The 23,836-nt window shown below is 54.3% G+C and carries 22 protein-coding genes; 11 read left to right on the plus strand and 11 right to left on the minus strand.

Annotation, left to right across the window (positions count from 1 at the left end):
• Positions 1-268: 268 nt before the first annotated feature.
• A complete protein-coding gene (locus O0S09_RS09980) occupies positions 269-388 on the minus strand; it encodes a symporter small accessory protein (protein WP_338148501.1) in 120 nt (39 codons plus the stop codon).
• Between the two features lie 359 nt (positions 389-747).
• Between O0S09_RS09980 and O0S09_RS04830 the strand changes: the two genes are divergently transcribed.
• The 3 genes from O0S09_RS04830 to O0S09_RS04840 are packed head-to-tail and all read left to right on the plus strand — an operon-like array spanning position 748 to position 5,790.
• Positions 748-1,485, plus strand: coding sequence for a DUF4013 domain-containing protein (locus O0S09_RS04830; protein ID WP_268922837.1), 738 nt, complete (start codon positions 748-750; stop codon positions 1,483-1,485).
• 10 nt (positions 1,486-1,495) lie between these two features.
• Positions 1,496-2,650, plus strand: a complete 1,155-nt coding sequence (locus O0S09_RS04835) for an exonuclease SbcCD subunit D (RefSeq protein WP_268922838.1) — start codon at positions 1,496-1,498, stop codon at positions 2,648-2,650.
• A complete protein-coding gene (locus O0S09_RS04840) occupies positions 2,647-5,790 on the plus strand; it encodes an AAA family ATPase (RefSeq protein ID WP_268922839.1) in 3,144 nt (1,047 codons plus the stop codon). Before O0S09_RS04835 ends, O0S09_RS04840 begins: the two co-directional genes overlap by 4 nt.
• A 130-nt stretch (positions 5,791-5,920) precedes the next feature.
• Here O0S09_RS04840 and O0S09_RS04845 read toward each other — a convergent pair whose 3' ends face one another.
• On the minus strand, positions 5,921-7,435 hold the full coding sequence (locus O0S09_RS04845) for a molybdopterin-binding protein (RefSeq protein WP_268922840.1): 1,515 nt from the start codon (positions 7,433-7,435) through the stop codon (positions 5,921-5,923).
• Positions 7,426-8,631, minus strand: coding sequence for a molybdopterin molybdotransferase MoeA (locus O0S09_RS04850; protein ID WP_268922841.1), 1,206 nt, complete (start codon positions 8,629-8,631; stop codon positions 7,426-7,428). Before O0S09_RS04850 ends, O0S09_RS04845 begins: the two co-directional genes overlap by 10 nt.
• Positions 8,632-8,831: 200 nt before the next feature.
• Between O0S09_RS04850 and modA the strand changes: the two genes are divergently transcribed.
• The 4 genes from modA to O0S09_RS04870 are packed head-to-tail and all read left to right on the plus strand — an operon-like array spanning position 8,832 to position 11,980.
• A complete protein-coding gene (gene modA, locus O0S09_RS04855) occupies positions 8,832-9,629 on the plus strand; it encodes a molybdate ABC transporter substrate-binding protein (protein WP_268922842.1) in 798 nt (265 codons plus the stop codon).
• Between the two features lie 10 nt (positions 9,630-9,639).
• Positions 9,640-10,122 (plus strand): tRNA (N6-threonylcarbamoyladenosine(37)-N6)-methyltransferase TrmO, encoded by a 483-nt coding sequence (tsaA, locus tag O0S09_RS04860; protein ID WP_268922843.1) that lies wholly within the window; start codon positions 9,640-9,642, stop codon positions 10,120-10,122.
• Positions 10,123-10,125: 3 nt separating this feature from the next.
• A complete protein-coding gene (locus O0S09_RS04865) occupies positions 10,126-10,932 on the plus strand; it encodes an ABC transporter permease (protein ID WP_268922844.1) in 807 nt (268 codons plus the stop codon).
• On the plus strand, positions 10,925-11,980 hold the full coding sequence (locus O0S09_RS04870; protein WP_268922845.1) for an ATP-binding cassette domain-containing protein: 1,056 nt from the start codon (positions 10,925-10,927) through the stop codon (positions 11,978-11,980). The genes O0S09_RS04865 and O0S09_RS04870 overlap by 8 nt, the downstream gene beginning before the upstream one ends.
• Positions 11,981-12,015: 35 nt before the next feature.
• Here O0S09_RS04870 and O0S09_RS04875 read toward each other — a convergent pair whose 3' ends face one another.
• The 5 genes from O0S09_RS04875 to ppsA form a co-directional block, all read right to left on the minus strand.
• Positions 12,016-12,225 carry a TOBE domain-containing protein gene (locus O0S09_RS04875; protein ID WP_268922846.1) on the minus strand — a complete coding sequence of 70 codons (210 nt, stop codon included), beginning with the start codon at positions 12,223-12,225 and terminating at the stop codon, positions 12,016-12,018.
• 107 nt (positions 12,226-12,332) lie between these two features.
• Positions 12,333-12,821, minus strand: coding sequence for a tRNA (N6-threonylcarbamoyladenosine(37)-N6)-methyltransferase TrmO (gene tsaA, locus O0S09_RS04880; protein WP_268922847.1), 489 nt, complete (start codon positions 12,819-12,821; stop codon positions 12,333-12,335).
• Between the two features lie 169 nt (positions 12,822-12,990).
• Positions 12,991-13,704, minus strand: coding sequence for a YkgJ family cysteine cluster protein (locus O0S09_RS04885; protein WP_268922848.1), 714 nt, complete (start codon positions 13,702-13,704; stop codon positions 12,991-12,993).
• Positions 13,705-13,810: 106 nt separating this feature from the next.
• Positions 13,811-14,911, minus strand: a complete 1,101-nt coding sequence (gene mfnA / locus O0S09_RS04890) for a tyrosine decarboxylase MfnA (protein WP_268922849.1) — start codon at positions 14,909-14,911, stop codon at positions 13,811-13,813.
• 36 nt (positions 14,912-14,947) lie between these two features.
• Positions 14,948-17,236 carry a phosphoenolpyruvate synthase gene (ppsA, locus tag O0S09_RS04895; RefSeq protein ID WP_268922850.1) on the minus strand — a complete coding sequence of 763 codons (2,289 nt, stop codon included), beginning with the start codon at positions 17,234-17,236 and terminating at the stop codon, positions 14,948-14,950.
• 129 nt (positions 17,237-17,365) lie between these two features.
• On the opposite strand from ppsA, the gene serA reads away from it, so the two are divergent.
• The 3 genes from serA to O0S09_RS04910 all read left to right on the plus strand — a co-directional run bounded on the left by serA (position 17,366) and on the right by O0S09_RS04910 (position 20,701).
• Positions 17,366-18,949 (plus strand): phosphoglycerate dehydrogenase, encoded by a 1,584-nt coding sequence (gene serA, locus O0S09_RS04900; protein WP_268922851.1) that lies wholly within the window; start codon positions 17,366-17,368, stop codon positions 18,947-18,949.
• Positions 18,950-19,115: 166 nt separating this feature from the next.
• Positions 19,116-20,339, plus strand: a complete 1,224-nt coding sequence (locus O0S09_RS04905; protein ID WP_268922852.1) for a phosphoglycerate kinase — start codon at positions 19,116-19,118, stop codon at positions 20,337-20,339.
• A gap of 56 nt (positions 20,340-20,395) precedes the next feature.
• A complete protein-coding gene (locus tag O0S09_RS04910; protein ID WP_268922853.1) occupies positions 20,396-20,701 on the plus strand; it encodes a hypothetical protein in 306 nt (101 codons plus the stop codon).
• A gap of 74 nt (positions 20,702-20,775) precedes the next feature.
• Here O0S09_RS04910 and O0S09_RS04915 read toward each other — a convergent pair whose 3' ends face one another.
• Together O0S09_RS04915 and O0S09_RS04920 are read right to left on the minus strand one after the other, a co-directional pair.
• Entirely contained in the window at positions 20,776-21,375 is a 600-nt protein-coding gene (locus O0S09_RS04915; protein ID WP_268922854.1) for a winged helix-turn-helix transcriptional regulator, read from the minus strand.
• Positions 21,376-21,592: 217 nt separating this feature from the next.
• A complete protein-coding gene (locus tag O0S09_RS04920) occupies positions 21,593-22,012 on the minus strand; it encodes a hypothetical protein (protein ID WP_268922855.1) in 420 nt (139 codons plus the stop codon).
• Between the two features lie 360 nt (positions 22,013-22,372).
• On the opposite strand from O0S09_RS04920, the gene O0S09_RS04925 reads away from it, so the two are divergent.
• Complete coding sequence (locus O0S09_RS04925) at positions 22,373-23,296, plus strand: hypothetical protein (protein WP_268922856.1); 924 nt, start codon at positions 22,373-22,375, stop codon at positions 23,294-23,296.
• Here O0S09_RS04925 and O0S09_RS04930 read toward each other — a convergent pair.
• On the minus strand, positions 23,289-23,528 hold the full coding sequence (locus tag O0S09_RS04930) for a hypothetical protein (RefSeq protein WP_268922857.1): 240 nt from the start codon (positions 23,526-23,528) through the stop codon (positions 23,289-23,291). The two genes, O0S09_RS04925 and O0S09_RS04930, sit on opposite strands and share 8 nt — an antisense overlap.
• Positions 23,529-23,836 lie beyond the last annotated feature (308 nt).

A 23,836-nucleotide genomic window follows, 5' to 3' on the forward strand; every position in this document is an offset into this window, starting at 1 on the left:
CTCTGCCCGATTTTCCTCCATAAAAGAAGATATGAGAGATAAATTATTCCCGCTGTCGCAGGAGGATACCCGCGATAAACAATTCAGCCAGTACGCCTAAGACCGGTGCGGATGCCCGGGTTAAGGCGGGCTGTGATCCTGCTGCCGTGTTCGCGGTTGCGGTTGCTTCTTTTTTCTTCTCTCAGGTATCCCACTCACCCGTCAACAATTTTCAGAAAAAAACGTTCCGGAGAAATCTCCTAAATCTTTTCGTGGCATTACAATCAGCTCAGTACTCACTGCCATCGTCATCACTATCCTTATTCCAGTTCAGCTCTCCGTAAACAATGCAGCCGATCAATGCGGCAGTACAGATAACATCCGTCATCCATACTCCCGGGTCGCTCATTCCAAACAGGGTAGAGTATCCGTCTCTCGTAGAAGGATTTGGGTCTTATCGCATCACGGACTCATCGCAAAACAGTTACAAAAACCGTCATACGAAAACGTGACTGTCCCCTTAGTAAAAGTGATAGAAGAAAAATACGAAGAACCGGGCCGGAGAAAGATGATGTGAAGATACCGGCCACGCGTTCATTCCAAATCCGATTACACTATTCTCGGTGCAGACATATAAAATAATGAGGTATGCTATCACGTATCATGTTGTCATAGATGAACCCCGGATGACACCAACCGGAAGAAACCTGCGAACCCTTTAATCCGTCCTACAGCGAAGAATATAGCAACGAAAACTTGGTGGAAAAAATGGATCACGGGGCAATACTCTCCTCCTCTCTGACCTACGTCAAAGAGACATGCAGGCCGGACCGCTGGTTTTACCTGTTCATCTATCTTCTGATAAACGCCGTAACACTCTGCATCGTACCGCTCTTCTCCGGCTACCTCTACCGCATCATGGAAGCAGACCCCGGCATCCCCGCAGTATCCGGCATCAAAGACCTCTTCTGCAAAGGCTGGAGGATGAACATCGCAGGAGTCATCTATGCACTTCCGGCACTCCTTATCACTGCCGCATTTTACCTTCTCATAACCGGCTTCACCCCCATCCCCTCCAACAGCCCAGAGTCTCTTGGTCCCGAAAATGCCGCCATGCTGATGGGTCTGCTCCTCGCCTTCATCGTAACCCTCCTCCTTGTCTCCCTCCTCATCTCCCTCATCTCAACACTCGGCATGGTCCGGATGACACGGAACGGAAAAATCCGCGAAGCCTTCAACCTCCGCGAAATTCTTGCATCGATCAAAACAATCGGATGGCCCGACTACGTCGCCGCAATCCTCATCCTCATCGTCTGCGCCCTGGCATTCAGCATCATCCTTGAACTCATCGCATTTGCCTTCGGAATCCTGCTCGGCACATTCGGCTCCCTGATCACCATGTTCCTCTTCCTCTGGATACTGATCATAATCCTGCTTGCCGCCGCATTCGGCGTCTTCTCTGCCCGGTACATGGCACTCGTTTACGACAACGCAAACACCACCTGACCCTCTTTTTATGAAACTGATTCACACCGCCGACCTCCATCTCGGAAAACAACTCTACGGATACAGCATCCTTACCGACCAGGAGTTCATTCTCAACCAGATCGCAGAAACCGCGGTCCGGGAACATGCCGACGGCCTCATCATCGCAGGCGACATCTTTGACACAGCCGTCGCAGGCCGTACCGCAATCGATCTGCTCAACCGGTTCCTCACCAGACTCAGAGACGAAAAGATCGCCGTCTTCATGATCAGCGGCAACCATGACTCCCCTGAACGCATCCACTACGCGAGCGACATCATGGACAGCTGCGGCATCCACATCAGCGGCATCTACGATAGTGACCGCGACATCAGAATCGTAGACCTGCACGACACCTACGGGCCGCTGCACATCTGCCTCCTCCCCTATCTCGACCCCGCCTCCGTCCGCAGCTCCGGACGCTTTCCCGCAGAACAGATCACCACCTTCGACGACGCCGTTGCCGCCGTACTTGCCGACATCCCCTTCCGACCGGACGAACGCTACGTTGCCGTCGCCCATCAGTTCATCGCCGGACTCGGCACTACTCCCTCCTCCTCCGAATCGGAACGCATCATCGTCGGCGGTATTGAGCAGGTCAACGCAAACCGCTTCACCGAGTTTGAGTACGTCGCGCTTGGTCACCTGCACAAACCGCAGAAGGTCGGCCTGCCGACCATCAGATACGCAGGCTCCCCTCTCAAATACTCCCCTTCCGAATGCGGCACCGCAAAATCCGTAACCCTTGTGGAATTCTTTGAAAAAGGAAACGTAACCATCCGGCAGATCCCCTTACACCCTCTGCATGATCTGCGGATTATCTGCGGAACCCTTGACGATCTCACAACGGACGGTGCTGTCCCCGCCCCGCATGACGATTACTTCGCCGTGCAGCTCACCGATCCCCTCCCGCCCGCAGACGCCTTGGCGCGCCTGCGGGCAGTGTACCCCAACATCATCACTCTGGAAATGATAAACGATGCCCTGCCCGCTGCCGCCGCCGCCGGTGCCCGGATGGAAGACCTGCGGAAATCCGACCGCGATCTCTTCGCCGGATTCTTTGCAGAAACTACCGGAAGAGACCTCAGCACCTTTCAGGAACAGACCGTCCTTGCCATTCTTCAGGAACTGGAGGCAGAAAAATGAAACCGGTACGTCTTGTCATGTCCGCTTTCGGGCCGTATGCGAAGGAAACGGTCATCGACTTCTCACGGTTTGGAACCTCCGGTATCTTTCTCATTACCGGCGATACCGGCGCCGGCAAAACCACTATCTTCGATGCAGTATCCTACGCACTCTATGGCGTTGCAAGCGGCAGTATCCGCGAAGCAAAAACACTCGCAAGCGACTTCGCCGCCGCAGGCACCGTCCCGCAGGTGGAACTTTCCTTTGAACACCGCGGTCAGTCCTACACCATCCGCAGAACTCCCGCATATCTAGCATCCGGAACCGAACGAAAAGCAACTGCAAGCCTTGTTCTGCCGTCCGGCACCGAAATCTCCGGGCCGAAACATGTCGGAGAAGAGATCGTTTCCCTGCTCGGCCTGGACAGCCAGCAGTTCCGGCAGGTCGCCATGCTCGCCCAGAACGACTTCCAGAAGTTCCTCTTCTGTACCAGCCGCGAACGTGCGGACATTCTCCGGAAACTCTTTGCAACCGACCGGTTCTCGGTATTACAGGAAAAGATTGCCGAACGTGCACGGGACGCTAAACTCGCCGTTGACTCTGTCAAAACCTCCTGTACCGGGTGTGCCGGACGCGTTGCTGCTGTCCCCGGAACCCGGTTCGCCGAACTCGCTGCAGAGGTCATCTCTGCAAAAGAGGGATTTTTCCGGATGGACGAGCTGCTTGAAGCTGCTGCCGTCGCCGTCTCTGAAGACCGGATGCAGGCGTCCGCGCTCAAAAGCAGTATCGTCTCTGCACAACGGCAGGCCGCCGACATCCGCACCGAGATCGAAGCCGGAAAACTGATCAATGCGGAACTGGATCGTCTTGCCGCCGCAGTTCAGCGTTCCGCCGAACTGCGGAATCAGGAGCCGGATATGATCCGGCTCGGTAAAAAACTCGAACGTTCGCAGAAGGTCCGCGAAGTTCTGCCGCTTGAAGCGCGGGCAGTTTCCTCCCGGCAGCGGTCCGCCGAAGCGGACGCTGCCTGCAAAAAAGCAGCAGAGCAGCTTGCCCGGGTACAGGAGTCGGCGGGTGCTGCCGCCGCGGCACTTGCGGAGATTCAGAGAACAACACTTTCCATCCCCCGCAAGCAGGAAGAGATCGGCAAACTCAAAAGTCTTGTTCCGCAGTTTGCGGAGTATGAGGCAGCCGCAGGTCAGATGGAGCGGGGAGAGGCGGAGCTTGCAAGAATCGAAAAGGATCTGGAAGAGCATCAGGCGGAAGCCGGAAAGGAGAAGGTGCGCCGCGACAGGCTGACGGTACGTCTGGCCGAGATAGCCGATGTTCCGGAGAGACTTGCCGGAGCAAACCACCAAAAGGATCAGATCGCCGCCCGCACCGCAGCTCTGGAGGCCGTGAAAAGATCTCTTGCTGCTTACCGGCAGACCGAGAAGGATCATGCCGCAAAGGAGATAGCCTATACCAAAGCGGCGAACGCCTGCGAGGAAGCCTCTGCAGTCTGCCGGCGGAAGGAGCGCGCCTTTTTTGACGGGCAGGCCGGGGTTCTTGCACAGTGTCTCACTGAAGGTTCCCCCTGTCCGGTCTGCGGCTCAACGCATCATCCGCATCCGGCCGGATTTTCGGCTGAAATTCCTACCGAGGCCGCACTGAATCGTGCAAAGGCAGAACTTGCCGAGCGGGAGAAAGAACGGAATGCCGCGGCTGCCGCATGTTCCGCGGCGCTTGCAACGCTGAAGTCGGAGGAGCAGCACATCGTATCTCTTGCATCGCCGCTCTTTGTGTTTTCCCGGGAACCGGGCTGGACGAAACAGCTGGACGGGCTGATTGATGCGGAAATGCGCACGACCGCTGCGCAGTACGACCGAATAACCGCCGAAATTTCGGTGCTGTTGCAACTTGCCGGGGAGAAAAAATCCCTCGAAGCGGATCTTCGGGCGATGGATGCGACTGCCCCGGCACGCGAACAGAAATCTGCCCTTCTCACCAGCCAGGCGGAGGATATTCGCAGACGCGCCGCGTATGCAAAGTCCCGTACCGAGACGCTGAAGCGTCAGCTTCCTCCCGGGTACTCCTCCTCAGCGGAGCTTGCCGGGGCGGTCCGGCGGATGGAAGAGGAGATTGCCCGGCACCGGCAACAGGAGACGGAGCTTGCCGCCGCATGCGAGGCCGCAAAGACCGCCCGGTATGATGCGGCTTCCGCCTGCACCGCAGCAGCCGGTATCCGCGATGATGCAGGGGCACAGTGCGCCGCGGATGAGGAGGCGTTTTCCCGTGCACTTGCGGAACGCGGACTTGACCGTCTGCATTTCCGCGCTGATCTCATGACCGATGAGGAGTCTGCCCGCGCTGCGAAAACGCTGGAGCAGTACCGCGAGATGCGGTCGGCGGTTACTACTGAGATAGCCCTTCTCCGCAAACGCACCGAAGGCCGCGTTGCCGCAGATGTTGCAGCTCTTACGGCGGCACTTGTCAAAACCGAGACGGAATACGCCGCACTTCAGGAGCAGGAGAAAGCAGTGGGATACCGGATTTTACAGAACACCACTGCAATATCCGAGATATCCGGGTTTCTGGAACAGTACCGGACGGCCGCTGCTGCGTATGACGAACTGGCTGATCTTGCCCGGGCGGCAAACGGTGATGCAGCGGGGTCTGCGGTGCGGATGAAGTTTGAGGAGTACGTGCAGTCTGCGTACCTCTCCCGCATTCTGGAAAAAGCAAACATCCGTCTGCACGCCATGACGGACGGCCGCTTCTCGATTGTGCAGCGCAGCAGTTCCACCGATCTCCGGAAAAAGGAGGGACTGGAGATGGATGTGATCGACTGCTATACGCAGAAACAGCGGCCCACCTCCACCCTTTCCGGCGGCGAGTCTTTCAAGGCGGCGCTCTCTCTTGCGCTCGGTCTGTCGGATGTGATCATGGAAAGTTCCGGCGGTATTGAACTTGATGCACTCTTCATTGACGAAGGGTTTGGATCGCTGGATGCGGTCTCCCTGGATCAGGCGATTGAGACGCTTGCAACACTTGCCGTGCCGAGATCCGGCAGCCGGCTTATCGGGATTATTTCGCATGTCGAGGATCTGCGGCAGCGGATTGAAAAGAAGATTCTCGTGGTGAAAAAGCCGGACGGCAGTTCTGCACAGGTTCTGGTCTGAGGGGCCTGTGATACCCCGAAAAATTTGGCAGGTTTTCTGAGATCCGGTTGAACGGCGGGACGTGGGTGGGAGAGTTTTTTCGTATCTGCCCGGTTGCCCCTTACCCGTCTGCATTTTTTCAAAAAAAAGATTACCGGGACCGGAACCCGGCAGAATCCAGCGCCGCAAACAACCGCTGCATCAGCGGATCCTCCGCCATCTCCTCCCGGCACACCAGCCGCACCGCGGACTTCTCCTTCCCGCCCAGCGGCCGGATACTCACCCGCATATCCCCAAGCACCGCAAGATCACGCTCATCCGTAATACAGACCGCATGACAGCAGTTCTTCACCAGCAGCAGCAGACCTGACAGACCGCTGAAATTCCCGGTACGAACACGGATACCCGCCTTCATCGCCGTCTCCGCAAGAACATCAAGAACTGGATCATACACCCCCGCAATCAGCACCGTCCGGTCCAGCTCCTCACGCGGCACCGTAAGCAGTGCCGGAACCTCATCTCCCGCCTCAAACCCCTCAACCCCGTGCGGAATACGGATCACCACATTCGACCGGACCCCCGTCATCTGCACACTCGCACCCCGGGACTGCGGAATCACCACATATCGATCGCCCACCCGGGCCGCCGCATGCAGACTGAACTCATCAATACCTCCCTCCGAAGAAATCGAATCGCCCAGCTGCACCTGCACAAACTCCTCCGCAGGACCGGTCCATCCCCATTTCTCCAGAAGCGCACGGACAAACACCCGCAGCACCGTCTGTGCAGAAAGCGGATACCCCGGCAGACCAAACACCGGCTTCCCCTCAATAACCCCGAACATCGCCGGCTTTGCCGGCTTCATCGCAACTCCGTGGAACAACAGCTTCCCCATCTCCGCAATCACCGACGCCGTAAAATCCTTCGTCCCCGCCGACGATCCCGCCGACACAATCGCAATATCATTTTCCGCCAGCACCCGCTCCAAAGCCCCGCGAATCAGCACCGGATTATCCACCACCGGCGGATACCGCACAACATCAACCCCGAACTCACGGAGATACGCCTCCGCCATCGTCGTATTACTCTCCACCACCTGACCTGGCTGCGGACGTTCCCCCGGCAGAATCAGCTCAGTGCCGGTCGGCAGAATCCCCACCGAAACCCGGGAAACACTCACATGCGTAATCCCGTAGGAAGCAATCGCACCCACATCAAATGGCCGGATCACCGCCCCCGCAGGAAGAATCAGCTGCCCTTTTTTAATATCCTCGCCTGCCGCACGGACATTCGTTCCCGGATTCACCGACTTCCGCACCGTAATCGTATTCGGATCCTCACCGTCAAACCAGACATCCTCAACACGGACAACCGCATCAAACTCCTTTGGAATTACATTGCCCGTATTCAGCCGGGCAAATTCCCGGAGATGAATTGGCGTCTGATCCCCCGCCCCGACCGTCTCCGACGACCGGACCGCAAAACCGTCCATAGCCGAAACCGGAACCTCCGGAACCGAATACTGCGCATACAGCGACTCAGCAAGCCGGTGACCCACTGCGTGTACCACCGGCAGACGGCGCGAAGAACTGTGCGGCGGCACACTCGTAATAATTGCAACAGCCTCATCGGCTGTAATCTGATGCAGATAACGTTTCATTGCCATAAATATACCTCCGCGACCTCTCCTGCCTCGCAGCCGTCAAGACCGGCCGGAACACGGATATACCCGTCGCTTCGTACAAGCGTATTCAAAAGACCTGACTTCCCGAGAATCGGCTCGGCCCGCCCGTCCGGAAGAATCCGGACACGCACCAGATCCTCCCGCCCCTTCTCCGACGGAAAACTCATCGAAAGCGGCGCGGAAACAACCCGCGGCGAAAAAATCTCGCCTGACATCTTCCGGAGCAGCGGTCCGGCAAACACCGTCGTGATCATATACGTAGCCGCAGGATGACCGGGAAGACCAATCACCGGTGTTGTCCCGATCGAACCGATGATCGTCGGCTTACCCGGCGCAATCGAAATTCCGTGCACGTGGACTCTGCCCAGCTCGGCGATGACGCCTGCGGTAACATCACGCTCATCCTTGGAACTCCCGCCCGAAACAATCACCAGATCACACTCCGCAGCCGCAGCCTTGAGCACCGGCAGCAGAGTCTCTGCCTCATCCGGGACAATCCCGTAAAAAACCGGAACAGCCCCTGCCGTATACAGAAACGACACAAGAAGCGTACTGTTTGCATCCCGGACCTGCCCCGGCCCCCGTTCCTCTGACGGAGCAACCAGTTCATTCCCGGTTGAAATAACTCCGACGCGTGCCCGCCGCACCACCGGCACCGGATCAACACCGAACGCCGCAAGCACACCGGCAGCCTGTGCAGTGAGTTTTGTCCCTGCCTCCAGCACCACCTCCCCCTTGGCAAAATCCTCATCGGCACGCAGCACATCCGCTCCCGGATTCACCGGCCCCTTGATCAGAACCATGTCTCCTGCAAGCTCCGTACTCTCCTGCATCACCACCGCATCCGCTCCCTCCGGCATTACCCCGCCGGTCGGAATGTACTTCGTTGTCTTCTCCTCAAGAGTTCCCGATGCATTCTGCCCCATCAAAATTCTGCCCGTCAGCCGCAGCAGCTTCGGCTTCTGCTCCGCAGCGCCCAGCGTATCCACGGACCGGACCGCATACCCGTCCTTCACCGAACGATGAAACCCCGGAATATTTTCTGGAGACAAAATTCTGCGCGCCAAAACCCTGCCGGACGATTCCGCAAGCGGCACCAGTTCCTCCGGCAGAGGTTTTGCCAGATCCAGCAGGATCTTCTCCGCCTCCGCAGAAGACACCAGTTGTAAAAATTTCATAGCGCCGCCCCGTACGTGATCCCGGAGACGCTGTACTCTGTCCGTCTCCCTGTGGCTTCACCTATCATATGTAACAACATGGTTGACAAAATAAATAATGATTAGTATTCCGGGGTATTGAACAAGGTTAATTTAATCAAATTGACTTTCTCCAAAAGATTAGATACCCTTATTATGCCAAATCCGCATATGGTAAGTTCATGAAACGTGTATCCGGACTGATACTCCTGACTCTGGCAGTACTCGCAGCCGTTATCTGCGCTGCCGGCTGTATCGGCGCTCCCGCTGTGGAGGAAAACAAAACACTCCTGATCTATGCAGGAGCAGGACTCAAAGGCCCTATGGCCGAGATCGGCACCGTCTTCGGCGAAAAGAACGGTGTCACCGTTGACCTGACCTACGGCGGCTCCGGTGTTCTCATCTCCCAGATGGAAACCTCGCATCTTGGCGACGCCTTCATCCCCGGCGGTCAGCCTGACTACCAGAACGCCGTAAAGAAAGGCCTGGTCTCCAACGACTCACAACGTGTTGCCTACCACGTCCCTATCATCGCCGTACAGAAAGGCAACCCCCTCGGCATTCAGAGCATTACTGACCTCGCAAAGCCGGGAGTCCGGGTTGCCCTGGGCGACGTCAACGCAACCGCGATTGGCAAAGCCGGTGTGAAAATCTTTGACAAGTACGGCGTTGCCGCAGAAATCGAAAAAAACGTCGTGCTCCGCGGTGCCACCATCAATGAAGTAGTAACCGCAATGTCCACCGGAAACGCAGACGCCGCACTCCTCACCATGGACAACGCAAAAGGTGACCGGTTCGACTTAATCGAAATTCCGGTAACCGACAACTCCATCCTGATTGCACCAATCGGCGTTACCACGTTTACCACACAGCCCGACCTTGCCCAGAAGTTCGCGGACTTTGTTGCCTCCGCCGAAGGAAAAGCAATCTTTGAGAAGTACGGTTTCCCTGCATACCCGAACGAGAAGTACACAAACTGAGGTCTGCTGCATGGAAGACAGTTTCACGATCAACGCAATCGGTCATCTCAGGACTCCCTATACCGACATGATGCAGACACCGGTACAGAGCCTCTGCTCCGCCGCTCAGGGTACCGTTGAAGTAAAACCCGAGTATGCCTGCGGTCTCGATCAGATTGAGACCTTCTCGCATCTGATGCTCTTCGTCAGACTTGACCGTGCCCCCGCAGAACTGCTCGCGGAAAAGCCGATGGTGGACGGCGGTGCATCGCATGGTATTTTTGCAACCCGTCACATGTCAAGGCCGAACAAAATCGGATTCTCCGTGGTGCGGCTCTTGGCACGCAAAGGCAATCTGCTGCTGATTGAAGGCGTTGACCTTCTGGACAACACGCCGGTACTTGACATCAAACCCTACATCCCGGCGTTTGATGCAGTGCCCGACGCTTCGTCCGGCTGGCTGACCGAGACGCATCTGGCAAACATCGCCGAGAAGAGCAAAAACCTCTCGTAAACCATGCGGAAAACTCCCTCCTTTTTTCAGGTACTCTGTCTTGCCCTGACTACCGCTGCGGTCATACTCCTCCTTGTCGTCTTCGGCGGTCTGGTGATCTTTCCGACACCCGAAGCCCTTTTCGCCGCACTGACCTCAGATGAGATCTGGTTTGCAGTACAGCTGTCACTCATAACGGCGGTCATCTCCACGCTGTGCTGCGTGGTCGCCGCCGTTCCGGTTGCGTATGTGATGACGCGCAAACCCTTTGCCGGAAAACGGTGGGTCAACATTCTTCTGAATCTTCCGTTGTCGCTTCCGCCGCTGGTGGCAGGTGTTGCCCTGCTCATCTTTCTTTCGCCGGTCACCTCGCCTGTCGGACAGCTTCTGTCCGGGTTCGGCATTTTCATTGTGTACACACCGGTCGCGATTGTGATCGCCCAGTTCTTTGTAAATCTCCCCTACATGATCCGGATTGCCCGGTCTGCGTTTGCCATGATCAGCCCCCGGTATGAACATGTGGCGCGGACCCTCGGCTGTTCTGAGTGGCGGGCGTTTTCGCAGGTGACCCTGCCGATGGCCAAGAGTGGTCTTGCGGCAGGCGTTGTTATCACCTGGTCAAAGGCGATGGGGGAGTTTGGTGCGGTGCTGATGCTTGCGGGAGCGATTGCGATGAAGACCGAGACACTGCCGATTGCCCTGTTCCTGAATATGTCCACCGGTGATCTGGATATGGCGATTGCCGCATCGCTGATCCTTCTGGTGATCTCGGGAGTGACGCTTCTGATCGTGGAGTATGCCGGTGACGGCCGGGGTGCGGTCTATGCTTGAAATATCCTCCCTTTCCCTGACGCTTGGCGGGTTCCGGTTCACCGATCTCAGTGTCTCGGTTGCAGACGGGGAGTACTGTATTATTCTCGGACCTACGGGTGCGGGAAAGACCATTCTTCTGGAAACGATTGCCGGGATTCATCGTCCCGATACAGGGCGGATCGTTCTGGACGGTACCGACATCACCGATGCCCCGCCGGAACGGCGGGGTATCGGCATGGTCTATCAGGATTACATGCTCTTTCCCCACATGACAGTCCGGGAGAACATCGGGTTCGGTCTCCGGCAGCGCGGTGTACCCAAAGAGGAACGGGATACCGCTGCCGGATCGATTGCAGAAACGCTCGGTATTGCCCATCTGCTGGACCGCTATCCGGCAACACTTTCCGGCGGCGAACAGCAGCGGACGGCAATTGCGCGGGCACTGGTGCTCCGTCCCCGCGTGCTTCTGCTGGACGAACCGTTGTCGGCACTGGATACCGTGACGCGGGACCGGCTGCGGCGGGAGATCAAGGAGATCCATGCACGAACCGGCATCACAATTCTGCACATCACCCATCACTTCGAGGACATCTATGCACTTGCCGACCGCGTGGTGGTGATGAAGGACGGAGCGGTTGCGCAGGAGGGAACGCCGGAGACCATTCTCCGCAAACCCGCCTCGGACTTTATTGCAAACTTTACCGGAATGGAGAATCTCTTTTCCGGAACAGCAGTCTCCGGCGGGCCCGGGACTGCGGAAATTACGGTCGGGGCGGTAAAACTCTTCGCCGCAACGGATCTTTCCGGGCCGGTGCGGGTCGGTATCCGGCCTGAGGATCTGATCCTCTCGGCCGCACCGCTGGACTCCTCGGCCCGGAACTCGCTGCCCGGCGTTGTTGCCGGAGTTGCGGAGAACGGCATCTACTCAAAGATCCTGGTGGAATGCGGGGGCGGAATGGTACTGACTGCGGCACTGACGCGGCAGAGTGTGGAACGGCTGAAACTCTGCTGCGGTGCAGAGGTCTGGGTAACGTTCAAAGCGACAGCAGTACATGTGTTCCGGTAACGGGATACACGAAGATGAAAGAAAAATGAGGGGGTTTAGTCAGTGCCGATCATGACTTCGCTTGCCTTGACGATTGCATAGGCTTCTTTGCCGACTGCAAGGCCGAGGTTCTGTGCGGAGGTTTTGGTGATGATGGAGGTGATCTGCTGTCCGCCTGCGATCTCAAGGACAACTTCGGTGTTGACTGCGCCTTCTGTGAGCTTTACAATCTTTCCTTTCAGCTGGTTTCTTGCGCTAATCTTCATTTTTTATCACTTATCATATAGGGCTGCGTTCGATATAAACACGTGCGTTTACGGCAATTAATTGATTTGTTTTCAATTTAGTAATAGTTAATTTATTGTTTTTTAGGTTAATTTTTTGTGAAACGATCATCCGAACGTGCCGCTTCGATGTCATCCAGCTTCCCTTCAAACCAGCCGTACCGTTCCTGCGGGTACGCATCAAACGGCGGCACATAGGGTTTGATGTCAAGCACGGGTGTTCCGTCGAGGATATCCACTTCCCCGATCTCCAGCACATTGCCCTTTCGTCCCAGCAGTTTTACGACAGAGAGTCCTATCTGGTTCGGGCGGCGGGGTACACGGGTTGCAAATACTCCGTGCGTTGTGGTATCCAGGAACGGTGTTGCGGTCAGGGAGAATCCTTCGCTTTTGTGCAGCTGATAAATCAGGATGAGGCGGGTAAACCCTTCAATGCCGGTCAGGCCGTCGGCAAGCTCCGGCTGGACCTCAAGTGTTCCGATAAAGGATTTTGCGGCAGGCGGCTGAATGGGCATTCCGGCAAGGCTCGTATGCGGAGAGTGGATGATGCCGACCGGCTGATAGGTTACAGGTTCCATGAGGAAGTATATTGGTTTACTTTTGAGAAGAGTTATGCGGTTTTGCTCGGCGTTGCATCTAAATTCATTTATTGCCTATGAATGATCGTCATTGATCGAATTTCAGCCCGCGGAACATACGGAAGCAAAAACATCACATCAGAAATAAAGGTGCAACGCTTGTTTTGCTTCACTGCCGGTACCCGGCCGGAACCGCCTGTTCGCGGGAAAATGTATCTCCGTCCCAGACATACACAACCGCGGGGACATCTCCCTTCAAAAACTCGCGGGTACGCCGGTCATGGTCGCGTCGTACGAACCGGATTTTTTCCCGCGAAAACTTTTCTATCAGCGCTTCGTGAAACGCGATCTCCTGTTCGAGGTAGGCGGTCTCGTAGGCAATGACGTCTTCTGCGGTCTGGGCAATTTCTTCCGGAGGGATGACCGTGTCATACTCTCCGTGTTCGTCTAAGCCGCTGATCTGCCGCCAGTCCACATGGCCGCGGCTGTCGGGTTCGCGGTGAAGCATGTAGGGATAGATCCGGCAGATGGAAAACCGGTCTGCATAGATCGTACACTTCCTCTCTTCCGAGAGGAACACGCAGTCCCCGTTTTGTTTCGTCCGCAGGGCAAAGCCTGATACATAGAAGTTGCCAAAAGAGTCGGAGTAGGGAAAGTCCGGTGCGGGCATCAGCATCTCCGGGTCAAACTCCCGCAGCCGTGCCGCATCTGCGGACAGCAGAAACACATGGCCGTTGAACGCACGGGTGCAGCAGCGCCCGCAGCAGGTACAGGAAAATCCCACCTCGGCAATGATCTCCTCCAGTTTTTCTTTGGGATACGCCTGAAGGGCGGCAAGTTCGGTGCGGAGTGCGGCAAGTTCGGCATCGGGACTAACGGACATGACTGGGAATATACTTGGACGCAAAGGGATATGAGCGTGATCGCTGTACTGTCCCGGCTGACGGGCGGCAGGGCACAAGACCGCCGCCATGCATAACAAAAAAAGATTATGCCTGCATTGCCGCAACATCGGCAAGGAAGCACTCGATCACATCACGCGTCACGTGCGGCATAATCACAAACCGCAGATGACCTGCACGCGTGTGTGACACCGTCCAGCCCGCAGGCGCATCCCCACCGGTAAACGCCGCCACATTCATGATCGGATCCACCACCCGGCAATAGCCGCATGCCTCCATCCCGGCAACCAGCCTGCGGGTATTCTCCATACATCCCGCAACAAGTGCACGGAATCCCTCGCGGCCCAGATGTTTTATCACCGCATACGCTCCCGCAACGTCCGCCCCCGGCCGTGTTCCGGCCAGCGTGCACTGCTTCTTCACCGTCAGATACGGCGTGTCCACATTCAGGCAGCCGAACACCTCCGGATCCCGAAGCAGCAGCGACCCGCAGGGAATCGTTGCAAGCCCCATCTTATGGGGATCCAGTGAGATTGAATCAACACCCGGCACCGCAAAATCAAACAGCGGAGGATTTTCCAGGAACGGAATCACAAACCCACCGAACGCCGCATCCACGTGACAGAAACAGTCCTGTTCTTCGGCAATCCGGGCAACCGCGGGAACATCATCGATCATCCCGTACTCCGTCGTTCCCGCAACCGCAGCAACCGCGATGGTGTTTTTGTCCACCATCTCCGCCATCTTCTCCGTATCCACCGTATAGTTCGTACCGTAGGGCACAATCCGCATCTCAAGCCCCAGCATATCACACGTCTTGTCAAACGAAAAGTGTGCGGACGCAGGAACTACAATATTCGGTTTCTTCGCCTCCGGTTTCAGTTTCTTTGCAATCCGGATCGCCTGAAGATTCGACTCCGTACCGCCCGATGTTGAGTAGCCTCCCGCATCCGGCAGATGCATCAGTTCCCCGAGGGAATGAATCAGCAGATCCTCAACCTTCGTCGTCCCCGGATACAGACCCGGATCGCCCAGATTTGTTGCGCTAAACATCTCGTGCACCGCAACCGCAATCGGATGCGGAATTGTACACATGGAACTGAGGATATGATCATGATGCAAATCCTCAGCCCGTAAACCGGCGAGGAAGGAGAGAACCTCCTCCCTGCTGCACCCTTTATCCTCCATAAGGCACTCCCTCAAAAAAATTGAATGATTTCCGAATTAGTTTTTCTTAAATGCCATATTCAGCAGAATCTGGCGTTCGGTCTTTGCAACCGTCTCGCGAATCTTCGGGATTGCGTCAATGTTTGAAGAAACACTGGAGATTCCCTGGTTCACGAGCCATTTCACAAACATCGGGTCCGAACCTGCCTGACCGCAGATGGAACACTCCACGCCCGCCTCGCGGCACTGCTCAATACAGTGCTTAATCAGACGCATAACCGCCGGGTGTTCCGGCTCGTACATGTCGCCGATCATACCGTTGTTGCGGTCAACCGCAAGCGTGTACTGGATCAGATCGTTTGTTCCAAAGGAACAGAACTTGATGCCTGCCTTGATGAACTCATCAATGATAATGGCGGATGCCGGAATCTCGACCATGATACCAAGGACGCGTTTGTCCACGTCAATACCCCAGGAGCGGAACGCCTCTTTTGCTGCGAGGAACTCGCGGGGATGCTGCACCAGCGGGAACATGATGCCGAGGTTGTCGTATCCTGCTTCCCAGAGACGTTTGAAACACTCTGCCTGCATTTTGAACTGCGCCATCTGGCGGAGGTCGCGGCGGAGACCCCGGAATCCGAGCATCGGGTTGTGTTCGTGCGGTTCATCCTCGCCGCCGGCCATGTTCAGGAACTCATCGGTCGGCGAATCGATCGTGCGTACCCAGACCGGTTTGCCGCGGAATGCGTCAAGTACTGTCCTGATACCGTTGTACAGCTCGGTGATGAACTCCTCTTCCTTCCCGTTCTTAATGTACCAGCTTGGTGTCTTGTTCATGCCGATAATCAGGTGCTCGATTCTGAGCAGACCGACACCGTCCGCGCCGGTTGCCGCAGCACGTGCTGCTGCTTCGGGCATTGATACGTTGACCTTCACCGAGGTTGCGGTGATTATGGGAGCTGCTGCTGCGACCGGCACAGCTGCGGCGGCGGCTGCCGCAGGTGCTGCGGTCTCCAGTTTTCCGTCGTAGATCAGACCCTTCTCACCGTCGATGGTAACGATCTGTCCCTCTTTGAGGAGGGAGGTTGCCTTCTTCGTTCCGACGACCGCGGGTGTTCCCAGTTCACGCGATACAATTGCCGCATGGCAGGTCATACCGCCTTCGTCGGTGATGATGCCGACAACTTTGCGCATGGCAGGAACCATGTCCGGGTTGGTCATCGGCGAGACCATGATGTCGCCTTCTTTCACGCGGGAGGTGTCCTTTGCATCGGTGACGATTACGACCGGACCGGAGGCAACGCCGGGCGATGCGCCGTATCCCTGAAGAATAATTTCGCTGTCTGCTGCAGATTCAGCGGATTTTCCGGAAGCGGAAGCAACGGAGTTTTTCTGAATCGTGGTGATCGGGCGGGACTGGAGAATATAGATGGTGTTGCCCACCATTCCCCATTCCATATCCTGCGGAACTTTGTAGTGTTCCTCGGAGATTACGGCAAACTCGGCGAGTTTTGCAACCTCGACGTCAGAGAGGACCTGCACATTCTGGCGGTTTTCCGGTACGGCAACGGTCTTTGTTCCTTTGTTGCCGTCCGGAATAATCTCGACGGATTTGTTGGCAACGGTCTTTGTGGTGATCCGTTTGTTTTTGCGGTCATAGACATAGTTGTCCGGTGACACGGTGCCGGACACGATTGCCTCGCCCAGACCCCATGACCCTTCGATGATGACAGTCGCCGCTCCGGAGATGGGATGGGAGGAGAACATCACACCGGCTTTTTCCGAGAACACCAGCTGCTGGACAACCACTGCAATATTGACCGTGCGGTCATCAAAACCCTGTTTTGCACGGTAGTAGATGGCACGTCCTCCATAGAGGGAGGCCCAGCAGTCCTGCACGGACTGTAAGAGATCGGCCTCGCCGAGGATATTCAGGTAGGTGTCCTGCTGACCGGCGAAGGATGCATCCGGCAGATCCTCTGCGGTTGCGCTGGACCGGACGGCAACGACGGTATCTGATCCCATCTTCTGGTAGGAGGCGATGATTTCTTTTTTGATTGCCTCGGGCATTGCTGCCGAGCTTACCATTGCCTTTACTTTATCTGCGGTGGCGTTGAGGGCATCGTTGTCATCAACGTCAAGTTTTTCCAGAATATCGAAGATGGAGTCTTCCAGTTTTGTCAGCTGTAAAAATCTGCGGAAAGCCTGGGCGGTCACGACAAAACCCTGCGGAACAGGGAGACCAATGGAGGTCATTTCACCAAGAGAGGCGCCTTTCCCTCCGACGGAGGGAATATCATCTTTACGGATTTCGTTGAGCCAGAGGATATTGGGTGATTTGTCCATAGACACTCGGTATAACATTGGTCCCCGGCAACAATAATAGATTGTGTTGGACGGCAGGGGGACGGGCTGTGTTCTTCCGGGTTGGGCAACACTATTACCGAGTAAGAACAAATAGATACGGGATTATTCGTGAGCTTCAAAGTACTTGTGAGCGACCCCCTCGCAAAAGAAGGAGTCGATATTTTAAAGGGATTTTGTGATGTTGAGGAAAAAGCAGATCTGTCCGAGGATGAACTCGTCAAGATCATCGGCGAGTACGATGCACTGATTGTCCGGTCCGGGACGCAGGTCACTGCACGCATCATCGAGGCGGCCGATAAGATGAAGTACATCGGTCGTGCCGGTGTCGGTGTGGACAACATCGACTGTGATGCGGCTACGAAGAAAGGCATCATTGTTTCCAATGCTCCCGAAGGCAATACGCTCGCGGCAACGGAACACACCATCGCCATGATGATGGCGCTTGCGCGTAACATTCCGCAGGCGACTGCGTCCCTGAAGAAGGGCGAGTGGAAGCGTTCCAAGTTTATGGGCAACGAGATGAACGGCAAGGTGCTTGGTGTGGTCGGATTCGGCAGAATCGGCCGCGAGGTTTCCAAGCGTGCCCAGGCACTGCAGATGACGGTCATCGCCTATGATCCGTTCATTCCGGCTGAGGTCGGGGCTGCGATGGGTGTTGAGATGATGAGCGTGGCCGAGCTGTTTACGAAGGCTGATGTGATTACGGTGCATACGCCGCTGATTCCGTCCACGACGCATCTGATCAACAAGGAGTCGATTGCGACCATGAAGGACGGTGTCCGGCTGATCAACTGTGCCCGCGGCGGTATCATTGATGAGGCGGCTCTCTATGAGGCAATCACTTCCGGGAAGGTTGCGGGTGCTGCGCTTGATGTGTTTGAGCAGGAGCCGCCGACCGATTCTCCGCTTCTTTCCCTCGATAAGGTTATCGTGACTCCGCATCTTGGTGCAAGTACGGTTGAGGCGCAGAAGAATGTGGCAATTTCGGTTGCCCAGCAGTGTATCGAGGTGCTGAAGGGCGGGTCTGCCAGAAATGCGGTGAACGCGCCGCTGGTTGCTCCGGAGCTCCGCCCGAAGCTTGAGCCGTTTGCGCTTCTGACCGAGAAGATGGGCAGTCTTGCGGCACAGCTCGCAGACGGTGCGATTACCGAGGTTGAGTTTGCCTATCTCGGTGAGGTTGCCGAGATGAAGCAGAACCTGAAGTACCCGACCCGTATGGGTCTGAAGGGTCTGCTGGACAAGGCGCTGCACGAGCCGGCAAATCTTGTGAATGCGGAGTTTATTGCGCAGCAGCGCGGTATGACTGTTGTGGAGAAGACGTCTGCGGATGCGGGCGACTATAAATCGCTCGTGACGCTGACGTTTAAGACCGCAAAGGGTACGCAGACGATCTCCGGTATTATTACCCGTGTTGGTCCCCGCATTACTTCTATCAACGGCTACTTCATGGATCTTGTGCCGAAGGGCAACGTGATTGTTGCCGATCACATTAACCGTCCGGGCGTTGTCGGGCCGGTGTGTGTTCTGCTCGGGAGGTACAATATTAATATCTCGAATATGCAGGTCGGGAAGGTGGATGTCGGGTCTGAGTCGCTGATGATTCTTGCTGTGGATGATGTTGTTCCTGCGCATGTGATGCAGGAGGTCGCCGGAAGCGACGGTATCATTTCGGCAAAGTTCATGCAGCTGTAATCAGGCGGTGTTGCGGGACACATTTTTTGTGTCCTTTTTTTCTTTTTTTGTGTGTCGGTGGTCTGTGCATTTTTTCTTCGATGGGTTTAATACTGTCATAACGAAACGTTGTAACTACGAGTGATCGCTGTTCTATGATAGTTGTGCGAGAGGAGTGTCCGGCTCTATGAAATTTGGTACGCTTGCTGATGTGGAAACCCGTGGTAAGACGGTTCTTGTCCGTGTTGATCTGAATTCGCCGATTGATCCGTCCACGAGTATGATTCTTGATGATAAGCGGTTCCGCGAGCATGTTCCGACGATTCAGGCGCTGGAGGAGTCCCGGGTTGTTGTTCTTGCGCATCAGAGCCGGCCGGGGAAGAAGGATTTTACGACGCTGGAGGCGCATGCCGACCGGCTGGAGCGTCTGCTCGGGATGCCGGTTACGTATGTGGATGATATCTTCGGCCGCTGTGCGAAGGAGGCGGTGCGTAAGTCGCATCCGGGCGATGTGCTTCTTTTGGAGAATGTCCGGTTCAGTGCTGAGGAGAATCTTACGATGAAGCCGGAGGATGCACGGAATACGCATCTGGTGCGAAAGCTTGCGTCCATGGCGGATCTTTTTGTGAATGATGCGTTTGGGACGGCGCATCGTTCGCAGCCGACGATCACGGGTCTGCCGTTTGCGATGCGCACCGTTGCGGGACTTTTGATGGAGAAGGAGGTTAAAAATCTCTCCCGCGTGTTTACGTCCGCACCAAAGCCGGTGACGTTTGTTCTCGGCGGGACGAAGGTGGATGATTCTCTTTCGGTTGCGGGTCATGTTCTGGCGAATGGTACGGCAGACCGGGTGGCGATCATCGGGGTTGTGGCGAATGTTTTCTATCTTGCGATGGGTATTGATATCGGGGCGCCGTCTGCGGGTCTGATTAAGACTCTGGGGTATGAGGGTGAGGTTGCCAGGGCACGGGCGATTCTTGATGCGTATCCGGATAAGGTGATTCTGCCTGAGTGTGTGGCGGTTAAGCAGAATGAGGAGCGCCGCGAGTATGCGGTTGCGGAGACGCCTGCGGATTGTCCGATTCTTGATATGGGCAGTGAGTCTATTGAGGTCTTTTCCAAACTTCTCCGCGAGTCGGGGACGGTTGTTTTCAACGGTCCGGCAGGGATGTTTGAGGAGCGGGATTTTGCGACCGGTACGTACGAGCTTTTGCATGCGGCGGCGAAGGCGGAGTTTTCCGTCTGCGGCGGGGGTCATACGGCGGCGGTTATTGAGCAGCTTGGTCTTGAGCCGATGTACTCGCATCTGTCTACCGGCGGGGGTGCGTGTATTGAGTTCCTGACGGGGAAGAAGCTGCCGGCCCTTGATGCTCTGGAGAGGTCCTGGGAGTTGTTCGGCTGCCGGAACTGATTTTTTTCTTTTTTTTAGAGGAAACCTCTATTACGGATCAGCGATCATTTCTCTTCATGGAAACAAAAGAGGTCAAACATGTTGATGTATGGTCTGCCGCAAAACTGTGTGCGGCGATCAGTCTGGTTCTCACGCTGATTGCGGGAATCATTTCTGGTATTGTTGCGGCTTTGGGTATTGCAGTTTATACCGCAGCGCCGACTGCTGCGATGGTTGCGGGAGGGGTTCTCGGGATTGTTCTCGGTATTCTTGTGACTGCTGTTGTGGGTATGATTGTTGGTTTTATCTCCGGCGCAATCTCGGCATTCATTTACAATCTTGCGGCGGGAGTTTTCGGCGGTCTCAGGATCGATCTGGAATAATTTTTTTTAAAATCCGGTGACGGATTTACAAAAAACGAACAATCTTTTTTTTTGATTTCCCGGGCATTGTCATGTCAGGGAATCCGGTGATGCGTCAGTTCGGTATAGATCCGTCCTGCTTCGGGAGAGAGTGAGTACTGGTGTCCGTTTCGTTTTTTGTGTACGGTAAGGATTTTTCTGTCTATATTGACGAGGTGCCAGTAGATGGTGTCGGGTGATTTTTTCAGGGCTTCGGCGATCTGGTGGCGGGTGAGATGCGGGTGCCGGGAGAGCAGTGCAAGAATTTCCCGCGTCTGCGGGTTTTCCAGTGCGGCGCGAACCAGAATTTCGGGCGGGGAGAGGGCATCCTGTTTGAGGTAGTAGCCGGTGCCGTTCGGTACGTCGATGGTTTCCACTTTGTTCTCGTTCATCAGCCGGTAGAGCTGGTATGCCACGGCACCGCGTGATTTCTGAATGCCGGTAACGATCTGCTGCTGGCGGCTTCCGGGGTGTTCTTTGAGGTACTGGAGAATTTTTGCGGTGGTGGATGCCGGATCTTGTTCCGGAGAGTTTCTCCGGCTGAAGATGATGAAGAAGCAGAGGCCGAGGAGAGAACTTGCAATCGGAAAGATAGCCTTCCCGACAAATTCTCCATATGGTGTCTTATCAAAAAAATGACCGATATGTATGAACATGAGGTCTTTCCAATAGACCAGGTTCAGCCATCCGGTAATCTCTTGTATTTCCGTTCCGTCGTAAATTGGGACTATGTCATAGTCCGCTGGAATAATTTCATATTCCTCGAATGAATAAGACTCACTTGGAAGCTGAACTGCGTTTACGATTCCAGTCCCATAAATAAGTACAACTATGCACAATATCACTAGTCGTACCTTTTTTGAGAGCGAGGAATTATACTGCATTGATAGTTAGTGAGAAGGCTTCACTTCCATTTACATTATTCCCGGTAATTTTAAAAGTCCACGTTCCTCTTTGAATAGGATCTCGTTTGAGGATTACTGGGATTTTATTGTCATTTTGTCCATCAAATTCATCGTAGTATGATCCAAGGGCTTGATCTGCTGGTGTGTATATTTTTAGACTCAGATCATTTGCAGTACCTGATGTCCACTCAAAATGAACTTCGAGTTTACTTTTCCCTGATGGGACCGAGTAGGTATATACACATGTCTCACCCTGCCGGATCGTTCCGGTAATCGGTGCAGCTTTTGGTGTACTATACTCATCTAACGGAACAACGATATAGTTTTTCTCCGTCTCCGGAAGGTCAACCGCTCCTGCCGGGACAGTACAGAGCGCAAGCAGCAGCACCGCACATAACATACTAATTTTCTATTTCATACACTCAATCTATCTGTAATTTCCTCAGATATAAGCACATTGAGCATTTCATCCAATGCTCTTTTTCGGGCATTGGATGAAATGCTCAATCTCCTTATAACCGATGCGTGACCAGTATCATGCGTGGTGTTCCGGAGATTATCGTAACACCGCAATTCTGGAAAAACAGATCGCAGCCCTGTAGGCGCACTGACTCCGATGCCGTGATGTGAACTGTTTTTCAGGGTGGCAAATTATGTTTGAGTAGGTAGGGTTAGTAATCCCTCCAAATCATTCATAATTTTTACCTTACGATCATCATGAATTGATTTACCTCTGGAGATGATTTCGATGAAAATTAGTTATTTGGCATTATCAGTATCTTTTATTCTATTAATTGGTATTTTCGCGAGTGGATGTATTGGTATTTCCGATCCCTCTCCTGTAGATATAGGAACACCGACACCATCCGAACCTTCTCCGATACCTACTCCAACACCTGAAATTGTTCCATCCATTGAAGACGTTCCCTTTTATATCCCGGGGTATACCACCATCTTACCCGCAATGAACCCTGAGAGTAACGAGTTTCTTGCAGAGTATGGACCGGTTACTGTACCACTTGGGATTAAACAGTCAGGTAGATACGCTTTTCTGGAATTTGACAACCCCATTCCAGATCGCGGCGCAGAAGTTGTACAGCTGACATTTCTGGTATATGGAAATGAGTACACCCGCATTCTGAAAAATATGCACATCAGTGGCGGAAAACCTGATGTTTACAGTTACTTGGGACGCATCAACAAAAGCGATGAATCATCTGAGTTTTTCATCCATCTTGGTCCCGGTAACAAACTGACCGTAGATTTCCCATGGAGATACACTTGGATTCAATGCGACACGGTTCAGAACAATGAGTTTGCATCAGCCACAGACAATCCTCTCCATCTTGCATACTCCGCATCGGATGTTCTTCCCGTGGTCGATCCTGCCACAGTTTCAGAAGAACTCAAATCCAAGTACGACAACAACGATCTTTCTCTCTATCAGATCAACAAATCTGACATAAGTGAGTATGATGAAGTTCGAACACTTGGAGAGGATGACTACCTCAGGATCCCGGAACTTCGTATCTTGGTGGAAAATGAACTCAACCATGTTGAAATAAACCGGGTAAAAGTGAGTTACGACACCTTTGTGGATCGTGCGTTTCCGGAGTATATCAGCCCGCATAAAATCTATGAGATTGGCGGAAAGTACTATCACATTATCTGATTTTACCATCTTTCTTTTTAATTGTATCCGGAAATCCAGAGATATGTTTTGTATATTCCATTTTTTCACTGTAGAATGACAGTGTTTGTCTTCTCATCAGGTAAACACATTGAACCATTCGCCCAACTGCACTCTTCGTGGCATTGGATGAAATGCTCAATCTATTCATAGTAGATGCATGACCAGTATTAAGTGAGAGAATTTCTATCAACCCTTTTTTCTGCCCACTCATCACTAACTCACCACAATTTCCAGAAGAAACTACAAAGTACTTTCGTCACATCACACACCACGAAAGACGCAACCACCTGTAACCGACATATCGGTTACAAAAACACCCTCAAAAACCAATCAAAAACGAAAAATTCCAAGAATACAAAGAAAATCACAAAAATTGTAACCTCTGTAACCGCAAAAACAGTACTCTGTACAAAAACAAAACAAAAAACCAGAACAGAATACCAAACCCGCGGTTACAAAAATAAAAAACAAACCAACAAAAACGGACGAATTTGTAACCGCACCTATCGGTTACAAAAA

It is taken from the genome of Methanocorpusculum vombati (genome assembly GCF_026891935.1).
GTDB lineage: Archaea > Halobacteriota > Methanomicrobia > Methanomicrobiales > Methanocorpusculaceae > Methanocorpusculum > Methanocorpusculum vombati.

Excerpts from the sequence above, each read along its gene's own strand:
- O0S09_RS09980 (WP_338148501.1), bottom strand. The coding sequence starts at position 388 with ATGAGCGACCCGGGAGTATGGATGACGGATGTTATCTGTACTGCCGCA.
- O0S09_RS04830 (WP_268922837.1), top strand. The coding sequence starts at position 748 with ATGGATCACGGGGCAATACTCTCCTCCTCTCTGACCTACGTCAAAGAG.
- O0S09_RS04835 (WP_268922838.1), top strand. The coding sequence starts at position 1,496 with ATGAAACTGATTCACACCGCCGACCTCCATCTCGGAAAACAACTCTAC.
- O0S09_RS04840 (WP_268922839.1), top strand. The coding sequence starts at position 2,647 with ATGAAACCGGTACGTCTTGTCATGTCCGCTTTCGGGCCGTATGCGAAG.
- O0S09_RS04845 (WP_268922840.1), bottom strand. The coding sequence starts at position 7,435 with ATGGCAATGAAACGTTATCTGCATCAGATTACAGCCGATGAGGCTGTT.
- O0S09_RS04850 (WP_268922841.1), bottom strand. The coding sequence starts at position 8,631 with ATGAAATTTTTACAACTGGTGTCTTCTGCGGAGGCGGAGAAGATCCTG.
- modA (WP_268922842.1), top strand. The coding sequence starts at position 8,832 with ATGAAACGTGTATCCGGACTGATACTCCTGACTCTGGCAGTACTCGCA.
- tsaA (WP_268922843.1), top strand. The coding sequence starts at position 9,640 with ATGGAAGACAGTTTCACGATCAACGCAATCGGTCATCTCAGGACTCCC.
- O0S09_RS04865 (WP_268922844.1), top strand. The coding sequence starts at position 10,126 with ATGCGGAAAACTCCCTCCTTTTTTCAGGTACTCTGTCTTGCCCTGACT.
- O0S09_RS04870 (WP_268922845.1), top strand. The coding sequence starts at position 10,925 with ATGCTTGAAATATCCTCCCTTTCCCTGACGCTTGGCGGGTTCCGGTTC.
- O0S09_RS04875 (WP_268922846.1), bottom strand. The coding sequence starts at position 12,225 with ATGAAGATTAGCGCAAGAAACCAGCTGAAAGGAAAGATTGTAAAGCTC.
- tsaA (WP_268922847.1), bottom strand. The coding sequence starts at position 12,821 with ATGGAACCTGTAACCTATCAGCCGGTCGGCATCATCCACTCTCCGCAT.
- O0S09_RS04885 (WP_268922848.1), bottom strand. The coding sequence starts at position 13,704 with ATGTCCGTTAGTCCCGATGCCGAACTTGCCGCACTCCGCACCGAACTT.
- mfnA (WP_268922849.1), bottom strand. The coding sequence starts at position 14,911 with ATGGAGGATAAAGGGTGCAGCAGGGAGGAGGTTCTCTCCTTCCTCGCC.
- ppsA (WP_268922850.1), bottom strand. The coding sequence starts at position 17,236 with ATGGACAAATCACCCAATATCCTCTGGCTCAACGAAATCCGTAAAGAT.
- O0S09_RS04905 (WP_268922852.1), top strand. The coding sequence starts at position 19,116 with ATGAAATTTGGTACGCTTGCTGATGTGGAAACCCGTGGTAAGACGGTT.
- O0S09_RS04910 (WP_268922853.1), top strand. The coding sequence starts at position 20,396 with ATGGAAACAAAAGAGGTCAAACATGTTGATGTATGGTCTGCCGCAAAA.
- O0S09_RS04915 (WP_268922854.1), bottom strand. The coding sequence starts at position 21,375 with ATGTTCATACATATCGGTCATTTTTTTGATAAGACACCATATGGAGAA.
- O0S09_RS04925 (WP_268922856.1), top strand. The coding sequence starts at position 22,373 with ATGAAAATTAGTTATTTGGCATTATCAGTATCTTTTATTCTATTAATT.
- O0S09_RS04930 (WP_268922857.1), bottom strand. The coding sequence starts at position 23,528 with ATGAGTGGGCAGAAAAAAGGGTTGATAGAAATTCTCTCACTTAATACT.